Origin of the sequence: Pseudomonas faucium (assembly GCF_021602585.1) — a bacterium.
Classification (GTDB): Bacteria; Pseudomonadota; Gammaproteobacteria; order Pseudomonadales; family Pseudomonadaceae; genus Aquipseudomonas; species Aquipseudomonas faucium.
Map to the genome: position 1 here is coordinate 83,423 of NZ_BQIP01000009.1, position 17,317 is coordinate 100,739.

A 17,317-nucleotide genomic window follows, 5' to 3' on the forward strand; every position below is an offset into this window, starting at 1 on the left:
ACGCGCCGCCGGATGATTGTCGTGGGTACTTAAGCCAGAACGGCTTTAGCTTTCTCGACAATTGCAGCAAACGCCGCTTTTTCGTTCACTGCCAGGTCAGCCAGAACCTTACGGTCGATTTCGATCGACGCCTTTTTCAGGCCAGCAATCAGACGGCTGTACGACAGACCGTTGGTGCGGGCACCGGCGTTGATACGAGCGATCCACAGTGCGCGGAACTGACGCTTCTTCTGGCGACGGTCGCGGTAGGCGTATTGGCCTGCCTTGATGACTGCCTGCTTGGCTACGCGGAATACGCGCGAGCGTGCACCGTAGTAACCTTTAGCCAGTTTCAGAATTTTTTTGTGACGCTTACGAGCGATAACGCCGCGCTTTACACGAGCCATGAGTAACTTCCTCTATCTTTGACCAGAATTAACGAACGCGCAGCATGCGCGCGACTTTCGCGACGTCGGACGGGTGCAGCAGGCTGCTACCACGCAGTTGACGCTTACGCTTGGTCGACATTTTGGTCAGGATGTGGCTCTTGAAAGCGTGCTTGTGCTTGAAGCCCGAAGCTGTCTTCAGGAAGCGCTTCGCAGCACCGCTCTTGGTTTTCATTTTTGGCATGTTGGAACTCCGCATTCGATAAAATTACACATAATCATCAGGCCTGCCGTGCCCGGGAGATTACTTCTTTTTCTTGGGGGCGATGACCATCATAAGCTGGCGTCCTTCCATCTTCGGATGCTGCTCAACGGTGCCGTATTCGGCGAGGTCGGCTTCGACCCGCTTCAACAGCTCCATGCCCAGCTCCTGGTGGGCCATCTCACGGCCACGGAATCTCAGAGAGATCTTGGCCTTGTCCCCATCGGTAAGGAAACGTACCAGGTTGCGTAGTTTTACCTGGTAATCCCCATCCTCCGTCCCTGGACGAAACTTGATTTCTTTGATCTGGATCTGCTTCTGGTTTTTCTTGGCTTCGTTAGCCTGCTTCTTCTTCTCGAAGAGGTGCTTGCCGTAGTCCATGACCTTGCAGACCGGCGGTACCGCGTCTGCAGAGATTTCTACCAGATCCAGCTTCGCTTCATCAGCGATACGCAGCGCTTCATCAATCGAGACGATGCCAACCTGCTCGCCGTCTGCGCCAATTAACCGAACCTCGCGGGCCGAGATATTCTCGTTGATCGGGGCCTTCGGTACAGCACGCTTATCGTTTCTCATTTCACGCTTAATAGTCATTACTCCGATTCTTGGCGACCACGCCGGGAAACCGCTTGTGTCAGCAGCTCAGCGAATTGGGCGACGGGCATGGAGCCCAGGTCTGCGCCTTCGCGAGTACGCACAGCGACGGTTTGCGTTTCGACTTCGCGATCCCCTATAACCAAAAGGTACGGGACCTTGAGCAAAGTATGCTCGCGGATTTTAAAGCCGATCTTCTCATTTCTCAAGTCCGACTTGGCACGGAAACCGCTACCGTTCAGAGATTTCTCAACCTCGAGGGCGAAATCGGCCTGTTTGTCGGTGATGTTCATGATCACCGCCTGGGTCGGTGCCAGCCACGCCGGGAACACGCCGGCATAGTGCTCGATGAGCATGCCGATGAAGCGTTCGAACGAGCCGAGGATGGCGCGGTGCAGCATCACCGGGCGCTTGCGCGCGTTGTCTTCGGCGATGTAGCTGGCGTCCAGGCGCTCTGGCAGGTTCGGGTCGTACTGCAGGGTACCGCACTGCCAGTTACGGCCGAGGCAGTCGCGCAGGGTGAACTCGATCTTCGGGCCGTAGAAGGCACCCTCGCCCGGCTGGTATTCCCACTCCAGGCCCGATTCGTTCAGGGCGTCGGCCAGTGCACCTTCGGCACGGTCCCACAGCTCTTCGGAACCGACACGCTTGGCCGGACGGGTGGACAGCTTCATGGCCACGTCGGTGAAGCCGAAGTCGTTGTACACGTCCAGGGTCAGCTTGATGAAGTCGGCGGCTTCCTTCTTCACCTGATCTTCGGTGCAGAAGATGTGCGCGTCGTCCTGCACGAAGCCACGCACGCGCATGATGCCGTGCAGGGCGCCGGACGGCTCGTTACGGTGGCAGGCACCGAACTCGGCCAGGCGCAGCGGCAGGTCGCGGTAGCTCTTCAGGCCTTGGTTGAACACCTGCACGTGGCACGGGCAGTTCATCGGTTTAACCGCGAAATCACGGCTTTCCGACGAAGTGGTGAACATGTTTTCGGCGTAGTTGGACCAGTGGCCGGAGCGCTCCCAGAGGATGCGGTCGACAACTTGCGGGGTCTTGATTTCCTGGTAGCCGTTTTCGCGCTGGATCTTGCGCATGTACTGCTCGAGTACCTGGTAGACGGTCCAGCCGTTGGCGTGCCAGAACACCATGCCCGGGGCTTCTTCCTGCAGGTGGAAGAGGTCGAGCTGCTTGCCGATCTTGCGGTGGTCGCGTTTTTCGGCTTCTTCGATGCGCTGGATGTAGGCCGCCAGCTGCTTCTTGTCAGCCCAGGCGGTGCCGTACACACGTTGCAGCTGCTCGTTCTTGGCATCGCCGCGCCAGTAGGCGCCAGACAGCTTGGTCAGCTTGAATGCCTTGAGGAAGCGGGTGTTCGGCACGTGCGGGCCACGGCACATGTCGACGTATTCTTCGTGGTAGTACAGGCCCATGGCCTGCTCGTCGGGCATGTCCTCGACCAGGCGCAGCTTGTAGTCTTCGCCACGGGTCTTGAACACGTCGATGACTTCGGCGCGCGGGGTCATCTTCTTGACGACGTCGTAGTCCTTCTCGATCAGCTGCTGCATGCGCTTTTCGATGGCGGCCAGATCTTCAGGGGTGAAGGGGCGCTCGTAGGCGATGTCGTAGTAGAAGCCTTCGTCGATGACCGGGCCGATGACCATCTTGGCGGTCGGGTACAGCTGCTTCACCGCGTGGCCGATCAGGTGGGCGCACGAGTGACGGATGATCTCCAGTCCCTCTTCATCTTTAGGGGTGATGATCTGCAGCTTGGCATCGTGGGTGATCAGGTCGCAGGCATCGACCAGCTTGCCATCGACTTTGCCGGCCAGGGTGGCTTTAGCCAGGCCTGCGCCGATCGACGCGGCAACGTCGGCTACGGAAACGGCGTGATCGAACGCGCGTTGGCTGCCATCGGGAAGAGTAATAACGGGCATGGCGCCTCCTCTCCTAGTGGTGACCCCTACCAAAGGTCACGTGGGTTGGGATGAGCCAGTACAAGATCCGACCTGCCTTCCCTTGGGGGAAGCCTGCCTCACAGTGGCAGAAGCCTTTCGGCTTGCCAGGGGGACCTGAGTGACTGGAAGGTAAAAAGATAGCTGCAACTGGATAGCTGCAAGCCGAGCATGCTAGCACGCAGGTTGCGCAGCCGGCAGAAATATTTGGAAATTACACCGCCACGGTGAACTAACGCGGAAAATTTCCTATCAGACTTTGGGAAGCAACCTACTCTTGATGAGACCTTAACCCAAGGAGTGTGTGGTTATGCGAGTACCGTCTCTTCTAGCGCTAGCGGCTGCTGGCGCTCTGTTGATACCCCTGGCCGCGACTGCTGGCAACTTCCCTGCCGGCCAAGAGGCCGGTTACATGTCGCAATGCAAACAAGTTGCCCAGGGCCAAGGCCTTGACGCGGCATCCGCCGACAAACATTGCGCGTGCGGCGCACAAGCGATCAAGAAGAACTTCACTGACGCTGAAATCAAGGATTTGAACAGCACCGACGGCGTCGATGCCAAGCTGATGCAGAAGGCACAGACCGTGGTACAGGCCGCCTGCAAGCCGAAATGACCGGTTCGCAGGGTGTCAGGCACGCATCATTTGGCCTGGATCAATATCCTGCGAAGGTAAAAGGCGCCACATCCGCAGAATTAGACTATGATGTTGTCCGTGCTCCGTAGCCTCGGCCACATTGCACCATCGAAAAAATCAAATGCTCTGGAGATTCACCCCATGTCCAATCGCCAAAACGGCACCGTCAAATGGTTCAATGATGAGAAAGGCTACGGCTTCATCACCCCAGCAGGCGGCGGCGACGACCTGTTCGTACACTTCAAGGCCATCGAATCCGACGGCTTCAAGAGCCTGAAAGAAGGCCAGGCTGTTTCCTTCGTCGCCGAGCGCGGCCAGAAGGGCATGCAGGCTGCACAGGTTCGTCCGGAGTAATTCGGAAGCTGTAAAAAAACCCGCCTTCGTGGCGGGTTTTTTATGCCTGCTGAATAATCAGCCGCAGTTGACGCGGGTTACCACGCCCTGCTCGTTCACATTCAGGTTCAAACGCTCGGAGCGGTATTCCAGGGTCACGACATCATGCGGCTTGAGGATACGCGCCATCTGCGAGCCACTGGCCTTGCGCGCCTGATCGAGCAGCTCGGCACTGCCTTGCTTGCCGATGGCGAAGTCGGCACCACTGGCCTCGCAACGGCCGTCGTTGCCGGCGGGCGCAGCAGGCTCCTTGCCACCACCAGAGTTACCGCCAGTGCTGCAACCAGCCAGCACGGCAGCCACCAGCAAGGTTGCCAGGGAAGCGCGGGTTCGGAACATGAATCCTCCTAAATCAGATCTGGGAACTGCCTGATGGGACAGCGCCACCAGCCATTCGTTGCAAAACGCCCAAGTCTGCCTGAACTCGCCACGTTGGGCGAAAGGCAATCGTCACCGAATTTTGCGGCGTTGCTCACACGCTGCTTGGCTCAAGGCGCTAAGCTTTTTAAGCTGGGAAGCGCAAAGCCATTGACGCAATGTCATGATTTACTTTAAGAAGTGAAGGCACAATGCCTTCTTCGAACACCAGGGTCAGGTGTTCGCCCCTCCGCCCTGGGCCCCCAGTGAGAGCCTTTCATGAGCAGCCATAGCATCGACGCCGACATCAAGGTCAAATGGGCCGAGGGCCAGAGCGCCTACAGCCCCAGCACGCCCGAAGAGCTGCTGCTGATCGCCATCGACCTGCTGGTGCGCGACCGCGGTGGCGAGGCGGCGCGCAGCTTCATCGACCAGGTGTTCGAGCGCTACGCACCGCACACGGCTATTGCAATCGAGCCAGGCGCTCGCTGAGCAGGTCGAAGAAGCCCTGGGCATCACCTTCTGCTACCCACATCACGTTGGCCGGCTGCTTGAGCACGCCGTACCAGTCGGCGACGGTCTGGCCGAAGGTCGGGCCTTCGCGGCTGTCGACGCTCATGTGGATGCGCCGGCCGCTGAACAGCTCGGGCTTGAGCAGGTAGGCGATGACGCTGGCGTCATGCACCGGGCCGCCGGGCAGGCCGTAGAGGTCCATGTCGTGCTTGACGTAGGCATTGAGAATGTCCACCACCAACTGGCTGGCGTGGTTGTTCACCGCGCCAATCTGCTTCAGGCGTGCGTCGCTGGTCAGCATCTTGTGGGTGACATCCAGCGGCAGGTAGGTCAGCGGCACGCCACTGGCCAGCACCACCTCGGCGGCATGCGGGTCGGCGAACAGGTTGAATTCCGCCACCGGGGTGATGTTGCCGCCGTTGAAGTGGGCGCCGCCCATCACGATCACTTCCTTGATGCCTTTGGCGATTTCCGGCTTCTGGATGAGCGCCAGGGCCAGGTTGGTTTGCGGGCCGAGCATGGCCAAAGTGATGCTCTGGGGCTTGGCGGCGCCCAGGGTGTCGACCAGGTATTGCACGGCGCTGCCTTGGGCCAGCGGCTGCTTGGGCTCATGCACCTGGACGCCGGTCAGGCCTTCCTCACCGTGCACTTCGGCGGCATAAATGGGCGTGCGCACCAGCGGGCGCCCTGCCCCGGCGTAGATCGGGATGTCTTCGCGGCCTGCCCATTCACGGGCCAGGCGGGCGTTGCGCGAGGTCTTGTCGAGGCGCACATTGCCCGCCACGGTGGTGATGGCGCGGATGTCCAGCGCTTCAGGGGACGCCATGGCAAGGAACAGCGCGACCACGTCGTCGGCGCCAGGGTCGGTGTCGATGATCAGCTCGCGAGGGGCGGCCTGGAGAGTAGTGGTAGCGGCCGCGGCCATGAGGGTCAGTCCTTGTAGCAGGGGTTTGAGCATGGGGCACTCCTGTTGCCTTGAGGGTGAAGCAAGCCCCTGTGGGAGCCGGCTTGCCGGCGATCGAGGGCGCAGCCCTCGCTTCTAAAAGGTGACGCCAGAGACCAGCGCAATGTTGCTGTAGGGCTGACACTCCCCGGTACGCACCACCGCACGGGCACTGCGCGACAGCACCTTGAATTCGTCGTGGCTCAGCCACTCGCGCTTGCCGAGCTTACCTTTCAAGCGCTCGATCTCGACCAGCGCTGGCGGCACCACCTTCTGCATCTCTTCTGCCAGCACATGCCGCTCCACCTGCAGCTCGCTGAGCACCGCCCGCAACACGCTGGCAAAGTCCGGCACGCCCGCCGTCAACGCCAGGTCGATCAGCTCGACACCCGGCTGCACCGGCAGCCCGGCATCGCCGATCACCAGGATGTCGCCATGGCCCATGCCGGCAATGGTGCGCGACAAGGCCACGTTGAGCAGCGCGGTCTTTTTCATGGGGTCAGCTCCGCCAGATAAGGTATCGAAGGCTGCGCGCCAGCACGGGTCACAGACAGCGCAGCGGCGCGCTGGCCGAAGGCGATCGCCTCGCCCTCCTCCTTGCCCTGCACCAGCGCCGCGGCAAAACCGCCGACGAAGGTATCGCCGGCCGCCGTGGTATCCAGCGGCTTGACCTGCGGCGCCGGGAAATGCCGGCTGCCCTCGGGGCCGACGAACAGCGCCCCTTGTGCGCCCAGGGTGACAATCACCTTGCCCGCCCCCATCTGCAACAGCCGCTCGGCGGCGCGCCGGGCACTGTCCAGGTCGCGCACCGGCTCGCCGGTCAACGCCTCGGCCTCGTGCTCGTTGGGGATCAGGTAATCGATGTTGGCGAACCACTCGGCTGGCAACGGGCCGGTGACCGGCGCCGGGTTCAGAATCACCCGCTTGCCCAGCTCACGCCCCCTGACCAGCACCCAGGCCACGGTGGCGACAGGCACCTCAAGCTGGCAGACGACCACCTCGGCAGCCTGCAGCAGCCCCTCGAAGCGCTGCACCGCCTCGGGCGTCAGCAAGCCATTGCCACCGGGGATGATGACGATGCAGTTCTGGCTGGCGGCATCCACGGTAATCAGCGCCACGCCGCTGGACACACCCTGGCACACGCCCACCGCCTGGCAATCGATGCCCTCCACTTCCAGCGCCTGGCGCAGCTGCAACCCATAGGCGTCATCACCCACGTTGCCGACCATGGCCACACTGCCACCCAGGCGCGCCACCGCCACCGCCTGGTTGGCGCCCTTGCCACCGGGCACGGTAAAGAAGCTTTCGCCCGCCAATGTTTCACCTGGCCGAGGCAGCCGTTCGGCGCGCGCGACCAGGTCCATGTTGAGGCTACCGACCACCAGCACCTTGGCACTCATGACGATTCCTTAGCGGTAATCATTGAACAGATCCGGGCGCGGCCCGGTGGACTCGCGCAGCACAATGCGCGGGGCGACGATGCGCTGCTCGGCACCCTCGCGGCGCGGTGTGGCGATGCGCGACAGCAACAGAGCCGCTGCGTTTTCGCCCAGCTCGCGTATCGACTGGCCGACCGTGGTCAGCGGCGGGTACACGTAGCGGCTCAGCTCGATGTCGTCGAAGCCGATCACCGACAGCTCGCCCGGCACGCTGATATTGCGCTCGGCCGCCGCCCGCAGCACCCCGAAGCCGATCATGTCGTTGCCGGCAAAAATCGCCGTGGGGCGCCGGCCCTCGAGCAATTGCGCGGCAGCCGCGTGGCCGCCGGGGCTGGTGAAGTCGCAGTGCAGCACATTGGCGCTTGGCACCTCGACCTTCGCCTCGGCCAGCGCACGCCGAAAGCCCGCCAGGCGTAACTGGCTGACGCCGGTTTCGGCCGGGCCGCCGATATAGGCGATGTCGCGATGGCCCAGCTCCAGCAGGTGGCAAGTCGCAAGATAGGCGCCATGTTCATGGTCGATGCGCACAAGGTCCGCCTCCACCCCTTCCAGCTCACGGTCGACGATGACCATTGGCGTGCGCACGCAGGCCAGGCTTTGCAGCAGGTCGCTGTCTTCGCCCACCGACGCCACCACCAGCCCGTCGATGCGTTTTTCCAGCAGCACGCGCAGGTAGCTGCGCTGCTTTTGCGGGTTGTCGTCGGAGTTGCACAGGATCACGCAGTAGCCGTTGCGCTCGCAGGCATCCTCAATGCCCCGCGCCAGCTCGGCAAAATAGGGGTTGACGCTGTTGGGCACCAGCAGGCCAATGGTGGCCGTGCTGCGCGCCTTGAGCGAGCGCGCCACGGCGCTGGGTACGTAGTCGAGCTCGGCGATGGCCGCTTCGACCTTGAGCCGTACCTGCTCGCTGACAGGCCGGGTCTTGTTCAGCACATGTGACACGGTGGTGTAGGAAATACCCGCAAGTGCAGCGACGTCTTTGATGGTTGCCATGTTTTTTCAGTTCCGCCGGTTCGAACGCCGGCTGCGATAAGTGTCGAGCACCACGGCGATGACGATGACCGCCCCGGTGATGATGCGTTTGGTGGGTTCCGACGCGCCGATCTGCGCAAGGCCTGCGGCCAGCACGGAGATGATGAGCACGCCGAAGAAGGTGCTGATGACCGAGCCGCGCCCGCCCATCAGGCTGGTGCCGCCGATGACCACCGCGGCGATCACCTGCAATTCGAGGCCGGCGCCGGCATTGGGGTCGGCGGCCTCCAGCCGGGAAATCTGGAACAGCGCAGCCAGGCCGGCCAGCAGGCCCATCAGGGCGAACACCAGTACCTTGTAGGGGCGCGGGTCGATGCCGGCCAGCCGCACGGCTTCTTCGTTGGTGCCGATGCCGATCAGGTAGCGGCCGAACACGGTGCGGGTCAGCACCAGCTGGGCCAGGATGATCACCAGCAAGGCAATGATGAAGGCCGGCGAGATACCGAAGGCAATCGGGTTGGAGAACCAGGCATAGGCATCGCCGATGTAGGCGGTGCGCGAGTCGGTGAACTGGTAGGCCAGGCCCCGGGCCATCTCCAGCACGCCGAGGGAGACGATGAACGACGGGATGCGCCAGGCCACGGTGACCGCGCCGGTGACGCTGCCGGCCAGGGCTGCCGCAGCCATGCCGAGCAAAGCCGCCGGCAGCACGCCCCAGCCCCAGCCGAGGATCGCCACGCTCACCGTGGACGCTGCCAGGGCAAGTACCGAGCCGACCGAGAGGTCGATGCCGCCGATGATCAGCACGAAGGTCATGCCCACGGCCAGCACCATCAGGTCGGGGATCTGGTTGGCCAGGGTGCTGAAGGTGGCATAGGACCAGAAGTGGCTGCTGAGCAACGAGAACAGCACGATCATCGCCAGCAAGGCGCCGGCCAGGCCCAGGTAGGTGCCAAGGCCCAGGTACGTGCCGCTGCGGCGTGCGGGGGTGCTGCCGGAGGTATCGAGAGGTGTGGTTTTCATGCATCCATCCTGGGTGCTGCGTCGTGCAGCAGGGCGTCACGTTTCTGGTAGCCGGCGAAGGCGGCGGCAAGAATCTGGTCCTGGCTCCAATGGTCGCGCTCGAAGGTGTCGATCAGGCGCCCGGCAGAGAGCACGGCGATGCGGTCGCAGATCAGCATCAGCTCGCGCAGGTCGCTGGACACCACCACCAGCGCCTTGCCCTGGCGCGCCAGTTCCGCCAGCAGGCCATAGATGTCGAACTTGGCGCCCACGTCAATGCCGCGGGTCGGCTCGTCGAACAGCAGCACCTGGCAATCGCGCTCCAGCCAGCGGCCGATCACCACCTTTTGCTGGTTGCCGCCCGACAGCTCGCCAACGGCCTGCGCGGCGCCGGCACTGCGAATGCGCATGGCGGCGATCTGCCGATCGGCCAGCGCCCGTTCGGCATCGCCGTCGAGCACCCCGGCGCGGGACACGGCGCCAAGGTTGCCCAGGGCGATGTTGGCGCTGATCGACTGTGACAGCAGCAAGCCTTCGCCCTTGCGGTCCTCGGTGATCAGGGCGATGCCGGCCTTGACCGCGGCCTTGGGCGAGTCGATGGTCACCTCCCTGAGCGGCTGGCCCAGGGCAATGCTGCCGCTGTCGGCGCGGTCGGCGCCGAAGATCAGCCGCAGCAGTTCGGTGCGCCCGGCACCGATCAACCCGGAGATGCCGAAGATCTCCCCTGCCCTGACCTGCAGCGACACATCACGCACCTTGTCGCCACGGCACAGGTGCTCGACCTTGAGCAGCGGCGCGCCAAGGGTGCGCCGGCCCAGGTCGATGTGCTCGCCCAGCTCGCGGCCGACCATCAGGTTGACCAGCTCGCTGCTGCTGTAGCGCTGGATCGGCTCGTCGCACACCAGCTTGCCGTCGCGCAGCACCACGATGCGCTGGGCCACGCGCTGCAATTCTTCGAGGCGATGGGAGATGTAGACGATGGCCACGCCACGCTGGCGCAGGCGTTCGATCTGCACGAACAGCAGCTCCACCTCGCGGGCGGTGAGCATGGCCGTGGGCTCGTCGAAGATCAGCACATGGCAGTCGCCGATCAGGTTGCGGGCGATCTCGACCATCTGCTGGTGGCCGATGCCCAACTCGCCGACCGGGGTATCCGGGTCGATGGCGTCCAGGCCGACCTGGGCCATGGCGGCCTTGGCCAGCTGGCGCAGGCGCTTGTGGCTGATCCAGCCGAAGCGGCTGGGCAGGTTGTCGAGGAACAGGTTCTCGGCCACGGTCAGGGTCGGCAGCAGGTTCAGCTCCTGCATCACCATGCGCACCCCGAGGCGCTCGGCATCGCTGCGGCTGGCCGGGGCGTAAGCCTGGCCGCGGTAGCGCATGTGGCCGGTGGTGGGCGTCTCGAGGCCGCTGATGAGTTTGGACAGGGTGCTCTTGCCCGCGCCGTTCTCGCCGGTCAGGGCCAGTACCTCGCCCGCGCGCAGGGCCAGGCTGACGTCGCCGAGCACCGGCTGGGCATAGCTCTTGCCCAGGCCGGTGGCGATCAGCACCCCTTCATCGGCCGTTGCAGGCATGGCCATCTCTCCTGGGCGTCAAGGCTGGGTGATCAGCGTGACCGGGGTCTGGATGACGTTGTCGGCATCCACGTCCGGTTTTTCTCCCTTGAGCATTTTCAGCGCCGCCTGGATGCCGAACACCGCTTGCTGGCTGGCCGCCTGGTCGAGGGTGGCGAGCACGCGGCCATCCTTGAGCATCGGCTTGATGGCGTTGATGTTGTCGTAGCCCACCACTTGCACCTGGCCGGTCTTGCCAGCGGCGCGCACGGCCGACACAGCGCCCAGGGCCATGCTGTCGTTGCCGGCCAGCAGGGCCTTGAGGTCGGGGTATTCGTTGAGCATGGAGGCGGCAACCGCGTTGCCCTTGTCGATTTCCCAGTTGCCGGACTGGGTCGAGACGATCTTCATCCCTGCGGCGTCCATGGCGTCCTTGAAGCCCGCTGTGCGCTGCTGGGCGTTGGTGGTGGTCGACACGCCTTCGATGATGCCGACCTGGTCACCGGCCTTGAGCTTTTCCTTGGCCAGGTAGTCGCCGACCATGCGCGCGCCCTTGCGGTTGTCGGGGCCGACGAAGGGCACGCTGATCTGCTTGCTCTTGAGCACGTCGGGGTCGAGGCGGTTGTCGATGTTGACCACGGTGATGCCGGCGTCCATGGCTTTCTTCACCACCGGCACCAGCGCCTTGGAGTCGGCCGGGGCAAGGATGATGGCCTTGGCGCCGGTGGCGATCATCTGCTCGACGATGCGGATCTGGTTGCCGGTATCGGTTTCGTCCTTGATGCCGTTGGCCACCAGCTCGAAGTCATCGGCATGGGCTTTCTGGTAGTCCTTGGCGCCATCTTCCATGGTGCGGAAGAACTCGTTGGCCAGGGACTTCATCACCAGCGCGACCTTGGGCTTGTCTTCGGCGTGGGCAGCGGAAAACGGCATGGCCAGGGACAGGGAAGACATGACGGCGAGCGCCAGCAGACGACCAGGGAACGGCAGCTTCATGGGAAATGACTCCGGATCTTGTGATTTTTATCGGGTCGCAAACGTTTGCGTTAACTAACTATGGAAACAGGTTGCCCTTTTGTCAAATCCGTTTCGCTTTCGGGGTTTCGCCGCTCTGGCGCAGATTATCGGGGATTTTACGGAAAACCGAACAGGTTTTCCTATTCTTGTTCGGGGTTCCGAACGAACGGGCATCTGCCGGCCTCGCCGGAGCCTTGTTATGACGGCGCTTGCGGCCGATTACGCGCGGGTGGTACGAAAACTGCGTGGCAGGCGCTGCGTCACAACAAAAAATCTCATTAGGAAGAGAGAGAACAATAACCATGAACGCTGCACTTAAAACCTTTGCCCCCAGCGCCCTTGCGCTGCTGCTGATCCTGCCGTCCATGGCCTTGGCCAAGGAAGTCGAGAACCAGCAGAAGCTGGCCAACGTGGTGATCCTCGCCACCGGCGGCACCATCGCCGGCGCTGGCGCCAGCGCGGCCAACAGCGCCACCTACCAGGCTGCCAAGGTTGGCGTCGACAAGCTGATTGCCGGCGTGCCGGAACTGGCCGACCTGGCCAATGTGCGCGGCGAGCAGGTGATGCAGATCGCCTCCGAAAGCATCACCAACGACGACCTGCTCAAGCTGGGCAAGCGCGTGGCCGAGCTGGCCGACAGCAATGACGTCGATGGCATCGTCATCACCCACGGCACCGATACCCTGGAAGAAACCGCCTACTTCCTGAACCTCGTGGAAAAGACCGACAAGCCGATCGTCGTGGTCGGTTCCATGCGCCCCGGCACCGCCATGTCCGCCGACGGCATGCTGAACCTGTACAACGCCGTGGCCGTGGCCAGCAACAAGGACTCGCGCGGCAAGGGCGTGCTGGTGACCATGAACGACGAGATCCAGTCCGGGCGTGACGTGAGCAAGTCGATCAACATCAAGACCGAAGCCTTCAAGAGCGCCTGGGGCCCGCTGGGCATGGTGGTGGAAGGCAAGTCGTACTGGTTCCGCCTGCCGGCCAAGCGCCACACGGTCAACTCCGAGTTCGACATCAAGCAGATCAGCAGCCTGCCCCAGGTGGACATCGCCTACAGCTATGGCAACGTCACCGACACGGCCTACAAGGCCCTGGCACAGAACGGCGCCAAGGCGCTGATCCATGCCGGCACCGGCAATGGCTCGGTGTCGTCGCGGGTGGTGCCAGCCCTGCAGGAGCTGCGCAAGAACGGCGTGCAGATCATTCGTTCGTCCCACGTCAACCAGGGCGGTTTCGTGCTGCGTAACGCCGAGCAGCCCGACGACAAGAACGACTGGGTCGTGGCCCACGACCTGAACCCGCAGAAGGCCCGCATCCTGGCGATGGTGGCAATGACCAAGACCCAGGACAGCAAGGAGCTGCAGCGCATCTTCTGGGAATACTGATAACGCAAGCAGCACCCCAGTGCCGCGGGGCTTTTCACCTGACAGGCTGTTGCGAAAAAGACTACAGTGAAATACTGTATGCGCATACAGCAAAAACAAGGAAAAGCCCCGTGGCCAGTACCGCCTCCGCAACGCCGAGCAGCTATGAACAACTGGGTGTGCGCATCCAGAAGATCATCAACAGCCCCATCGCCCAACGCAGCCGCGCCGCCCTGATCTTCCGCCTGGACCACGAGTCGCCGGACGATTGGGAAACCTTGCTCGAGGAAATCGCCGAAAACGACAACGTCACCCTCGCCCACCGCGACGATGGCGGCGTGCAGATTTTCTGGACGGTGCCGAAGGAAGACTGATCGCGCATGAGAGTTTCGCTTTTCGCCGCGACCTGCCTGTTGCTTGCCACCCCGTTTGCCCATGCCGATGCACCGCGCACCTTCCAGGAGGCCAAGAAGGTCGCCTGGAAGCTGTACGCGCCGCAATCGACGGAGTTTTACTGCGGCTGCAAGTACAAGGGCAACAAGGTCGACCTGGCCTCCTGCGGCTATGCACCGCGCAAGAATGCCCAGCGCGCCTCGCGCATCGAATGGGAACACATCGTGCCGGCCTGGCAGATCGGCCATCAGCGCCAATGCTGGCAAGAAGGCGGGCGCAAGCTTTGCTCGCGCCGCGACGAAGTCTACAAGCGTGCCGAAGCCGACCTGCACAACCTGGTGCCGAGCATCGGCGAGGTCAACGGCGACCGTAGCAATTTCAGTTTCGGCTGGCTGCCTCAGCAGCAGGGCCAGTATGGCCTCTGCCTGACCCAGGTCGACTTCAAGGCCAAGAAGGTCATGCCGCGCCCCTCGATCCGCGGCATGATCGCGCGCACCTATTTCTACATGAGCAAGCAGTACAACCTGCGCTTGTCGAAACAGGACCGGCAACTGTTCGAGGCCTGGAACAAGACCTACCCGCCACAAGCCTGGGAACGCCAGCGCAACCAGCAGGTGGCCTGCGTGATGGGCCGCGGCAACGACTTTGTCGGGCCGGTGAACCTCAAGGCCTGCGGCTGAGGTTCAGGGCGATGAGTTCAGGGCAGTGTCTGCAGGTAGGCGCTGGCTTCGCGGTAGCGGGCCAGGCGCGCCAGGTCGGCAGGGCCGGGGCAGGCGATGCGCGAGAGGTCGCTGTTGTCTGCAAGGTCTGCCAGCTTCACGGTGCGGGCCAGCGGGTCGACGCCCAGGCGCACCACGAAATCCTCGTAGCTCTCGCCCTGGCGCCGGCTCAGGGCCAGCAAGGCAGCGAGAATCTTCAGCGCGAAGCCCTCGCGCGCAAGGTCGGACAGTGTAAGCGAAGTGTCTTCGATGACATCGTGCAGCACGGCGACGATGCGTTGCTCGGGCGTGGACACCCGCATCATCACCCGCAAGGGGTGGAGGATATACGCCGCCCCACCCTTGTCGTATTGCCCTTCATGCGCTCTGGCGGCCACAACGATGGCCCGCTCCAGTGTAGACATGAGCCCCTCCCCGTTCAGCCATCTCCCAAGGCAAGCATAGCCGGCCTGGAAGGCAGATGACAGGGCGCCTGCGCCGAGCTTTTGGCGTCAGCGTTGGGCGCCGTGCTGGATCACCACCGAGTCGGTGCCGAGCTTGGCCATGACCTCGGCCTTGCGCGCCTCGGCCTCTTCGCGGCTCGGGAACGGCCCCATCAGCACCACCGGCTTGCCTTCACGGTATTCGACCGAAGACGGGATGCCCTTCTCGATCAGGCGCGCGGTCATGTCGCTCAGTGCGCCCATGTTCGCGCCCTGGATCACTTCCACGTCCCAGCCTTCTGGTGCCGGCTGGTCGGCCAGGGCTTCGGCGCGGCGCTGCAGGTCGGCGCCGCCGCACATCTCGCGGATGCGCAGGTTGTTGCCGGTGTCGTCGACGATGATCTGGTACTGGCCATCGGCACCCTTGATGGCTACGTAGCTGCGGTAGGCTTCGTACTGCCCGGCATCGTCCTTGCCGCGCACCTGGCCGCAGATGGTGCCTTTGGTGTCGATTCGCACGTTGCCGAACTTGGCGGTCTTGGGGTTGTTCAGGTGCTCGGCGACCTGCTTGTGCACGCCTTCCACCTCGTTTTCACAGCCCGCCAGGGCCAGCACTGCCATTACCACTGCCAGTTTGCGCACGCGTGTACCTCCAGATTCGAAGGCGCGGATTCTAGCATGGCGACCCCTGACCCGGACCGCGACCATACGTTACACCTTGCAACAGAGCTTTTTTCGCGCGCATGCAAAAAGGGCGACCCTTGCGGATCGCCCCTTCTGATGTTTGGTAGGCACAATTGGACTCGAACCAACGACCCCCACCATGTCAAGGTGGTGCTCTAACCAACTGAGCTATGTGCCTGTCGTGTGGGGCGCATATTAGACACCAAGCCCTTACCTGTAAAGCGTTTTTTTCAAAAAAATCAAAAACTTTGCGGCCTCAACGGTTCCAGTTGGCCTCGCTGGCCTGCAAGGCCGAGGCAATGGTCTGCAGGTTGCGGTCTGGCAAGCTGTCCGGTAGCAGGTCGGTGCCGGCGCTCACATACAACTGCGCGTAAGCGTTGCGTACCTCGGCGTAGGACAGGTCGCGCTTGAGCTGCGTCTGCAGGTTGTTCAGCTCGCCCTGGATCAGCTCCAACTCGCCAATGTTCTGGGTCTGGTAGCGGTTGCGCAGCTGCTCGGCGATCTGCCCGTCGAGTTCGGCCAGCTCTTCACTGGTACGGAACTGGCGCACCGCCTCGTTGTAGTTGGCGTTGGCCACGTACAGCTGGGCCAGCACCGCCATCGACATCGCCTGGCGACGGGCCGCCGCCACTTCTTCGCCCGCCTCGGCCACCTTGATCGCCGCAGGCCCGGACAGCACGTTGAACAGGTTCCAGGTCACCTTCACGCCATAGTCGGCCCAGCTCTGGTTGACCAGGAACGAGTTGCTGTCGTAGTGCCCGCCAGCAGAAAACTCCAGCCCCGGCAACAGCCGCAGCATGGCCTTGCGGGTTTCTGCCGCGCTGATGCGCGCCTGGTAGTCCTGCTCGCGCAGTTCGGGCCGGCTGGCCAGGGCCTGCTGTTCGAGCTCGGCGAGGTTGCCCTTGAATTCGGGCACCACATAGCCCTCCTCCGGGGCCAGGTTGAAGTCGGTGTTCAGCGGCAGGTTGATCAACGCCGCCAGTTCGGTCTTGGCCAGCGACAGCGCGCGGCGCTGCTCTTCCAGCTGGCGCGTGGCCTCGATCAGCGCACGCTGGTAGCTCAGTGACTGCACCGGGTCGCCGACCCGCTCGGTGGCCATGCGCTGGCTGTTGTCGCGGGCCTGGTGGATGCGCACCATGAGGTTGTCGATGCGGGTCAGCAAGCGCTGCGCCGCCACCGCCCGCCAATAGGCAGAGCGCACATCCTGGGTGATGGTATGGATGACCTTGCGCTTGCGCTCTTCAAGAATCAGGCGTTGGTCGGCCTGCTGCTTGGCGCTGACATAGCTGACACCGAAGTCCAGCACGTTCCACACCATGGTCAGGTCGGCCACATCGCGGTCGCGGTCCTGGGAGGTCGACGGTTCCAGGGACTGGGTACCGGTGCGCACGCTCTGGCTGCTGGAGGCGCTGACGTTGTCACGCCCGGCATAGCCGGCTTCCACGGCCATGCGCGGCAGCATGTCGAACTGCGCCAGCTCCACCTGCCGCTTGGACAGGGCCTCCTCCATCACCTTCAGGCGCGCCTCGAGGTTGTACTTCACCGCACGGGCCATGGCCTGGTGCAGGGTCAATGGGCCGTTGAGCGGTTCCTGGTCCTTGAACATGCTGGCCAGGTCGGTGCGGGCGCGTTGCTCGCTGGCGCTGCGGTCGATGGGCTGGCTGGTGACAGCACAACCGCTGATGGCCAGCGCCAGCAAGCTGGCACCGAACAGTTTCTGGCTTTTCTTCATCCTTGCGCCGCCCCCT

At 63.1% G+C, this 17,317-nt stretch carries 21 protein-coding genes and 1 tRNA gene; 6 read left to right on the plus strand and 16 right to left on the minus strand.

Translation table 11 applies throughout. The annotated features are described in order from the left end of the window. Nucleotides 1-29: 29 nt before the first annotated feature. Genes rplT through thrS form a run of 4 tightly spaced genes read right to left on the minus strand, consistent with a single transcriptional unit; the run spans nt 30 to nt 3,143 of the window. Nucleotides 30-386 carry a 50S ribosomal protein L20 gene (rplT, locus tag L6D75_RS12790; RefSeq protein WP_003250671.1) on the minus strand — a complete coding sequence of 119 codons (357 nt, stop codon included), beginning with the start codon at nt 384-386 and terminating at the stop codon, nt 30-32. A 28-nt stretch (nt 387-414) separates the two neighbouring features. Further along, nucleotides 415-609, minus strand: coding sequence for a 50S ribosomal protein L35 (rpmI, locus tag L6D75_RS12795; RefSeq protein WP_008100408.1), 195 nt, complete (start codon nt 607-609; stop codon nt 415-417). A 60-nt stretch (nt 610-669) separates the two neighbouring features. Beyond that, nucleotides 670-1,221 (minus strand): translation initiation factor IF-3, encoded by a 552-nt coding sequence (infC, locus tag L6D75_RS12800; protein WP_012052879.1) that lies wholly within the window; start codon nt 1,219-1,221, stop codon nt 670-672. After that, a complete protein-coding gene (thrS, locus tag L6D75_RS12805; RefSeq protein WP_176514288.1) occupies nt 1,221-3,143 on the minus strand; it encodes a threonine--tRNA ligase in 1,923 nt (640 codons plus the stop codon). The genes infC and thrS overlap by 1 nt, the downstream gene beginning before the upstream one ends. A gap of 328 nt (nt 3,144-3,471) precedes the next feature. Here thrS and L6D75_RS12810 point away from each other — a divergent pair, with 328 nt between their 5' ends. Then, complete coding sequence (locus tag L6D75_RS12810; protein ID WP_176514286.1) at nt 3,472-3,774, plus strand: hypothetical protein; 303 nt, start codon at nt 3,472-3,474, stop codon at nt 3,772-3,774. Nucleotides 3,775-3,936: 162 nt separating this feature from the next. Next, nucleotides 3,937-4,149, plus strand: coding sequence for a cold-shock protein (locus tag L6D75_RS12815; protein ID WP_159411216.1), 213 nt, complete (start codon nt 3,937-3,939; stop codon nt 4,147-4,149). 57 nt (nt 4,150-4,206) lie between these two features. On the opposite strand, the gene L6D75_RS12820 is transcribed toward L6D75_RS12815, so the two are convergent. Further along, nucleotides 4,207-4,527, minus strand: coding sequence for an I78 family peptidase inhibitor (locus L6D75_RS12820; RefSeq protein ID WP_176514284.1), 321 nt, complete (start codon nt 4,525-4,527; stop codon nt 4,207-4,209). Between the two features lie 297 nt (nt 4,528-4,824). On the opposite strand from L6D75_RS12820, the gene L6D75_RS12825 reads away from it, so the two are divergent. Then, entirely contained in the window at nt 4,825-5,037 is a 213-nt protein-coding gene (locus tag L6D75_RS12825; RefSeq protein WP_103446789.1) for a hypothetical protein, read from the plus strand. Here L6D75_RS12825 and L6D75_RS12830 read toward each other — a convergent pair. The 7 genes from L6D75_RS12830 to L6D75_RS12860 form a co-directional block, all read right to left on the minus strand. Continuing rightward, nucleotides 5,009-6,016, minus strand: a complete 1,008-nt coding sequence (locus L6D75_RS12830; RefSeq protein WP_176514282.1) for a nucleoside hydrolase — start codon at nt 6,014-6,016, stop codon at nt 5,009-5,011. The two genes, L6D75_RS12825 and L6D75_RS12830, sit on opposite strands and share 29 nt — an antisense overlap. An 81-nt stretch (nt 6,017-6,097) precedes the next feature. Further along, nucleotides 6,098-6,496: a D-ribose pyranase gene (gene rbsD, locus L6D75_RS12835; protein ID WP_176514279.1), complete on the minus strand. Its 399-nt coding sequence runs from the start codon at nt 6,494-6,496 to the stop codon at nt 6,098-6,100. Then, nucleotides 6,493-7,401, minus strand: coding sequence for a ribokinase (gene rbsK, locus L6D75_RS12840; protein WP_176514277.1), 909 nt, complete (start codon nt 7,399-7,401; stop codon nt 6,493-6,495). The genes rbsD and rbsK overlap by 4 nt, the downstream gene beginning before the upstream one ends. Nucleotides 7,402-7,410: 9 nt before the next feature. Continuing rightward, nucleotides 7,411-8,433: a LacI family DNA-binding transcriptional regulator gene (locus L6D75_RS12845; RefSeq protein ID WP_176514275.1), complete on the minus strand. Its 1,023-nt coding sequence runs from the start codon at nt 8,431-8,433 to the stop codon at nt 7,411-7,413. Between the two features lie 6 nt (nt 8,434-8,439). Beyond that, a complete protein-coding gene (locus tag L6D75_RS12850) occupies nt 8,440-9,435 on the minus strand; it encodes an ABC transporter permease (RefSeq protein ID WP_176514273.1) in 996 nt (331 codons plus the stop codon). Further along, on the minus strand, nt 9,432-10,985 hold the full coding sequence (locus tag L6D75_RS12855) for a sugar ABC transporter ATP-binding protein (protein ID WP_176514271.1): 1,554 nt from the start codon (nt 10,983-10,985) through the stop codon (nt 9,432-9,434). The genes L6D75_RS12850 and L6D75_RS12855 overlap by 4 nt, the downstream gene beginning before the upstream one ends. A gap of 18 nt (nt 10,986-11,003) precedes the next feature. Beyond that, nucleotides 11,004-11,960 (minus strand): sugar ABC transporter substrate-binding protein, encoded by a 957-nt coding sequence (locus L6D75_RS12860; protein ID WP_176514269.1) that lies wholly within the window; start codon nt 11,958-11,960, stop codon nt 11,004-11,006. A gap of 323 nt (nt 11,961-12,283) precedes the next feature. Between L6D75_RS12860 and L6D75_RS12865 the strand changes: the two genes are divergently transcribed. The 3 genes from L6D75_RS12865 (at nt 12,284) to L6D75_RS12875 (ending at nt 14,424) form a co-directional block, all read left to right on the plus strand. Next, nucleotides 12,284-13,372, plus strand: a complete 1,089-nt coding sequence (locus L6D75_RS12865) for an asparaginase (RefSeq protein WP_176514267.1) — start codon at nt 12,284-12,286, stop codon at nt 13,370-13,372. A 110-nt stretch (nt 13,373-13,482) separates the two neighbouring features. After that, nucleotides 13,483-13,725 carry a DUF1654 domain-containing protein gene (locus L6D75_RS12870; RefSeq protein ID WP_176514264.1) on the plus strand — a complete coding sequence of 81 codons (243 nt, stop codon included), beginning with the start codon at nt 13,483-13,485 and terminating at the stop codon, nt 13,723-13,725. A gap of 6 nt (nt 13,726-13,731) precedes the next feature. Then, nucleotides 13,732-14,424, plus strand: a complete 693-nt coding sequence (locus L6D75_RS12875) for an endonuclease (RefSeq protein ID WP_176514263.1) — start codon at nt 13,732-13,734, stop codon at nt 14,422-14,424. A 17-nt stretch (nt 14,425-14,441) separates the two neighbouring features. Here the strand turns inward: L6D75_RS12875 and L6D75_RS12880 are convergent, their stop codons facing one another. The 4 genes from L6D75_RS12880 to L6D75_RS12895 all read right to left on the minus strand — a co-directional run bounded on the left by L6D75_RS12880 (nt 14,442) and on the right by L6D75_RS12895 (nt 17,301). Then, nucleotides 14,442-14,867 (minus strand): GTP pyrophosphokinase, encoded by a 426-nt coding sequence (locus L6D75_RS12880; protein WP_176514261.1) that lies wholly within the window; start codon nt 14,865-14,867, stop codon nt 14,442-14,444. A gap of 87 nt (nt 14,868-14,954) precedes the next feature. Then, nucleotides 14,955-15,527 carry an SPOR domain-containing protein gene (locus L6D75_RS12885; protein ID WP_176514259.1) on the minus strand — a complete coding sequence of 191 codons (573 nt, stop codon included), beginning with the start codon at nt 15,525-15,527 and terminating at the stop codon, nt 14,955-14,957. A 143-nt stretch (nt 15,528-15,670) separates the two neighbouring features. Next, nucleotides 15,671-15,747 (minus strand) — tRNA-Val (locus tag L6D75_RS12890). A gap of 78 nt (nt 15,748-15,825) precedes the next feature. Further along, nucleotides 15,826-17,301 carry a TolC family protein gene (locus L6D75_RS12895; protein WP_176514257.1) on the minus strand — a complete coding sequence of 492 codons (1,476 nt, stop codon included), beginning with the start codon at nt 17,299-17,301 and terminating at the stop codon, nt 15,826-15,828. Nucleotides 17,302-17,317: the final 16 nt, after the last annotated feature.

What these genes read in the sequence shown, in the direction of transcription:
- L6D75_RS12830 (WP_176514282.1), bottom strand. Translation starts at nt 6,016, where the DNA reads ATGCTCAAACCCCTGCTACAAGGACTGACCCTCATGGCCGCGGCCGCT.
- thrS (WP_176514288.1), bottom strand. Translation starts at nt 3,143, where the DNA reads ATGCCCGTTATTACTCTTCCCGATGGCAGCCAACGCGCGTTCGATCAC.
- rpmI (WP_008100408.1), bottom strand. Translation starts at nt 609, where the DNA reads ATGCCAAAAATGAAAACCAAGAGCGGTGCTGCGAAGCGCTTCCTGAAG.
- L6D75_RS12860 (WP_176514269.1), bottom strand. Translation starts at nt 11,960, where the DNA reads ATGAAGCTGCCGTTCCCTGGTCGTCTGCTGGCGCTCGCCGTCATGTCT.
- infC (WP_012052879.1), bottom strand. Translation starts at nt 1,221, where the DNA reads ATGACTATTAAGCGTGAAATGAGAAACGATAAGCGTGCTGTACCGAAG.
- L6D75_RS12850 (WP_176514273.1), bottom strand. Translation starts at nt 9,435, where the DNA reads ATGAAAACCACACCTCTCGATACCTCCGGCAGCACCCCCGCACGCCGC.
- L6D75_RS12820 (WP_176514284.1), bottom strand. Translation starts at nt 4,527, where the DNA reads ATGTTCCGAACCCGCGCTTCCCTGGCAACCTTGCTGGTGGCTGCCGTG.
- L6D75_RS12875 (WP_176514263.1), top strand. Translation starts at nt 13,732, where the DNA reads ATGAGAGTTTCGCTTTTCGCCGCGACCTGCCTGTTGCTTGCCACCCCG.
- L6D75_RS12880 (WP_176514261.1), bottom strand. Translation starts at nt 14,867, where the DNA reads ATGTCTACACTGGAGCGGGCCATCGTTGTGGCCGCCAGAGCGCATGAA.
- L6D75_RS12825 (WP_103446789.1), top strand. Translation starts at nt 4,825, where the DNA reads ATGAGCAGCCATAGCATCGACGCCGACATCAAGGTCAAATGGGCCGAG.
- L6D75_RS12895 (WP_176514257.1), bottom strand. Translation starts at nt 17,301, where the DNA reads ATGAAGAAAAGCCAGAAACTGTTCGGTGCCAGCTTGCTGGCGCTGGCC.
- rplT (WP_003250671.1), bottom strand. Translation starts at nt 386, where the DNA reads ATGGCTCGTGTAAAGCGCGGCGTTATCGCTCGTAAGCGTCACAAAAAA.
- L6D75_RS12815 (WP_159411216.1), top strand. Translation starts at nt 3,937, where the DNA reads ATGTCCAATCGCCAAAACGGCACCGTCAAATGGTTCAATGATGAGAAA.
- L6D75_RS12865 (WP_176514267.1), top strand. Translation starts at nt 12,284, where the DNA reads ATGAACGCTGCACTTAAAACCTTTGCCCCCAGCGCCCTTGCGCTGCTG.
- rbsK (WP_176514277.1), bottom strand. Translation starts at nt 7,401, where the DNA reads ATGAGTGCCAAGGTGCTGGTGGTCGGTAGCCTCAACATGGACCTGGTC.
- rbsD (WP_176514279.1), bottom strand. Translation starts at nt 6,496, where the DNA reads ATGAAAAAGACCGCGCTGCTCAACGTGGCCTTGTCGCGCACCATTGCC.
- L6D75_RS12855 (WP_176514271.1), bottom strand. Translation starts at nt 10,985, where the DNA reads ATGCCTGCAACGGCCGATGAAGGGGTGCTGATCGCCACCGGCCTGGGC.
- L6D75_RS12810 (WP_176514286.1), top strand. Translation starts at nt 3,472, where the DNA reads ATGCGAGTACCGTCTCTTCTAGCGCTAGCGGCTGCTGGCGCTCTGTTG.
- L6D75_RS12845 (WP_176514275.1), bottom strand. Translation starts at nt 8,433, where the DNA reads ATGGCAACCATCAAAGACGTCGCTGCACTTGCGGGTATTTCCTACACC.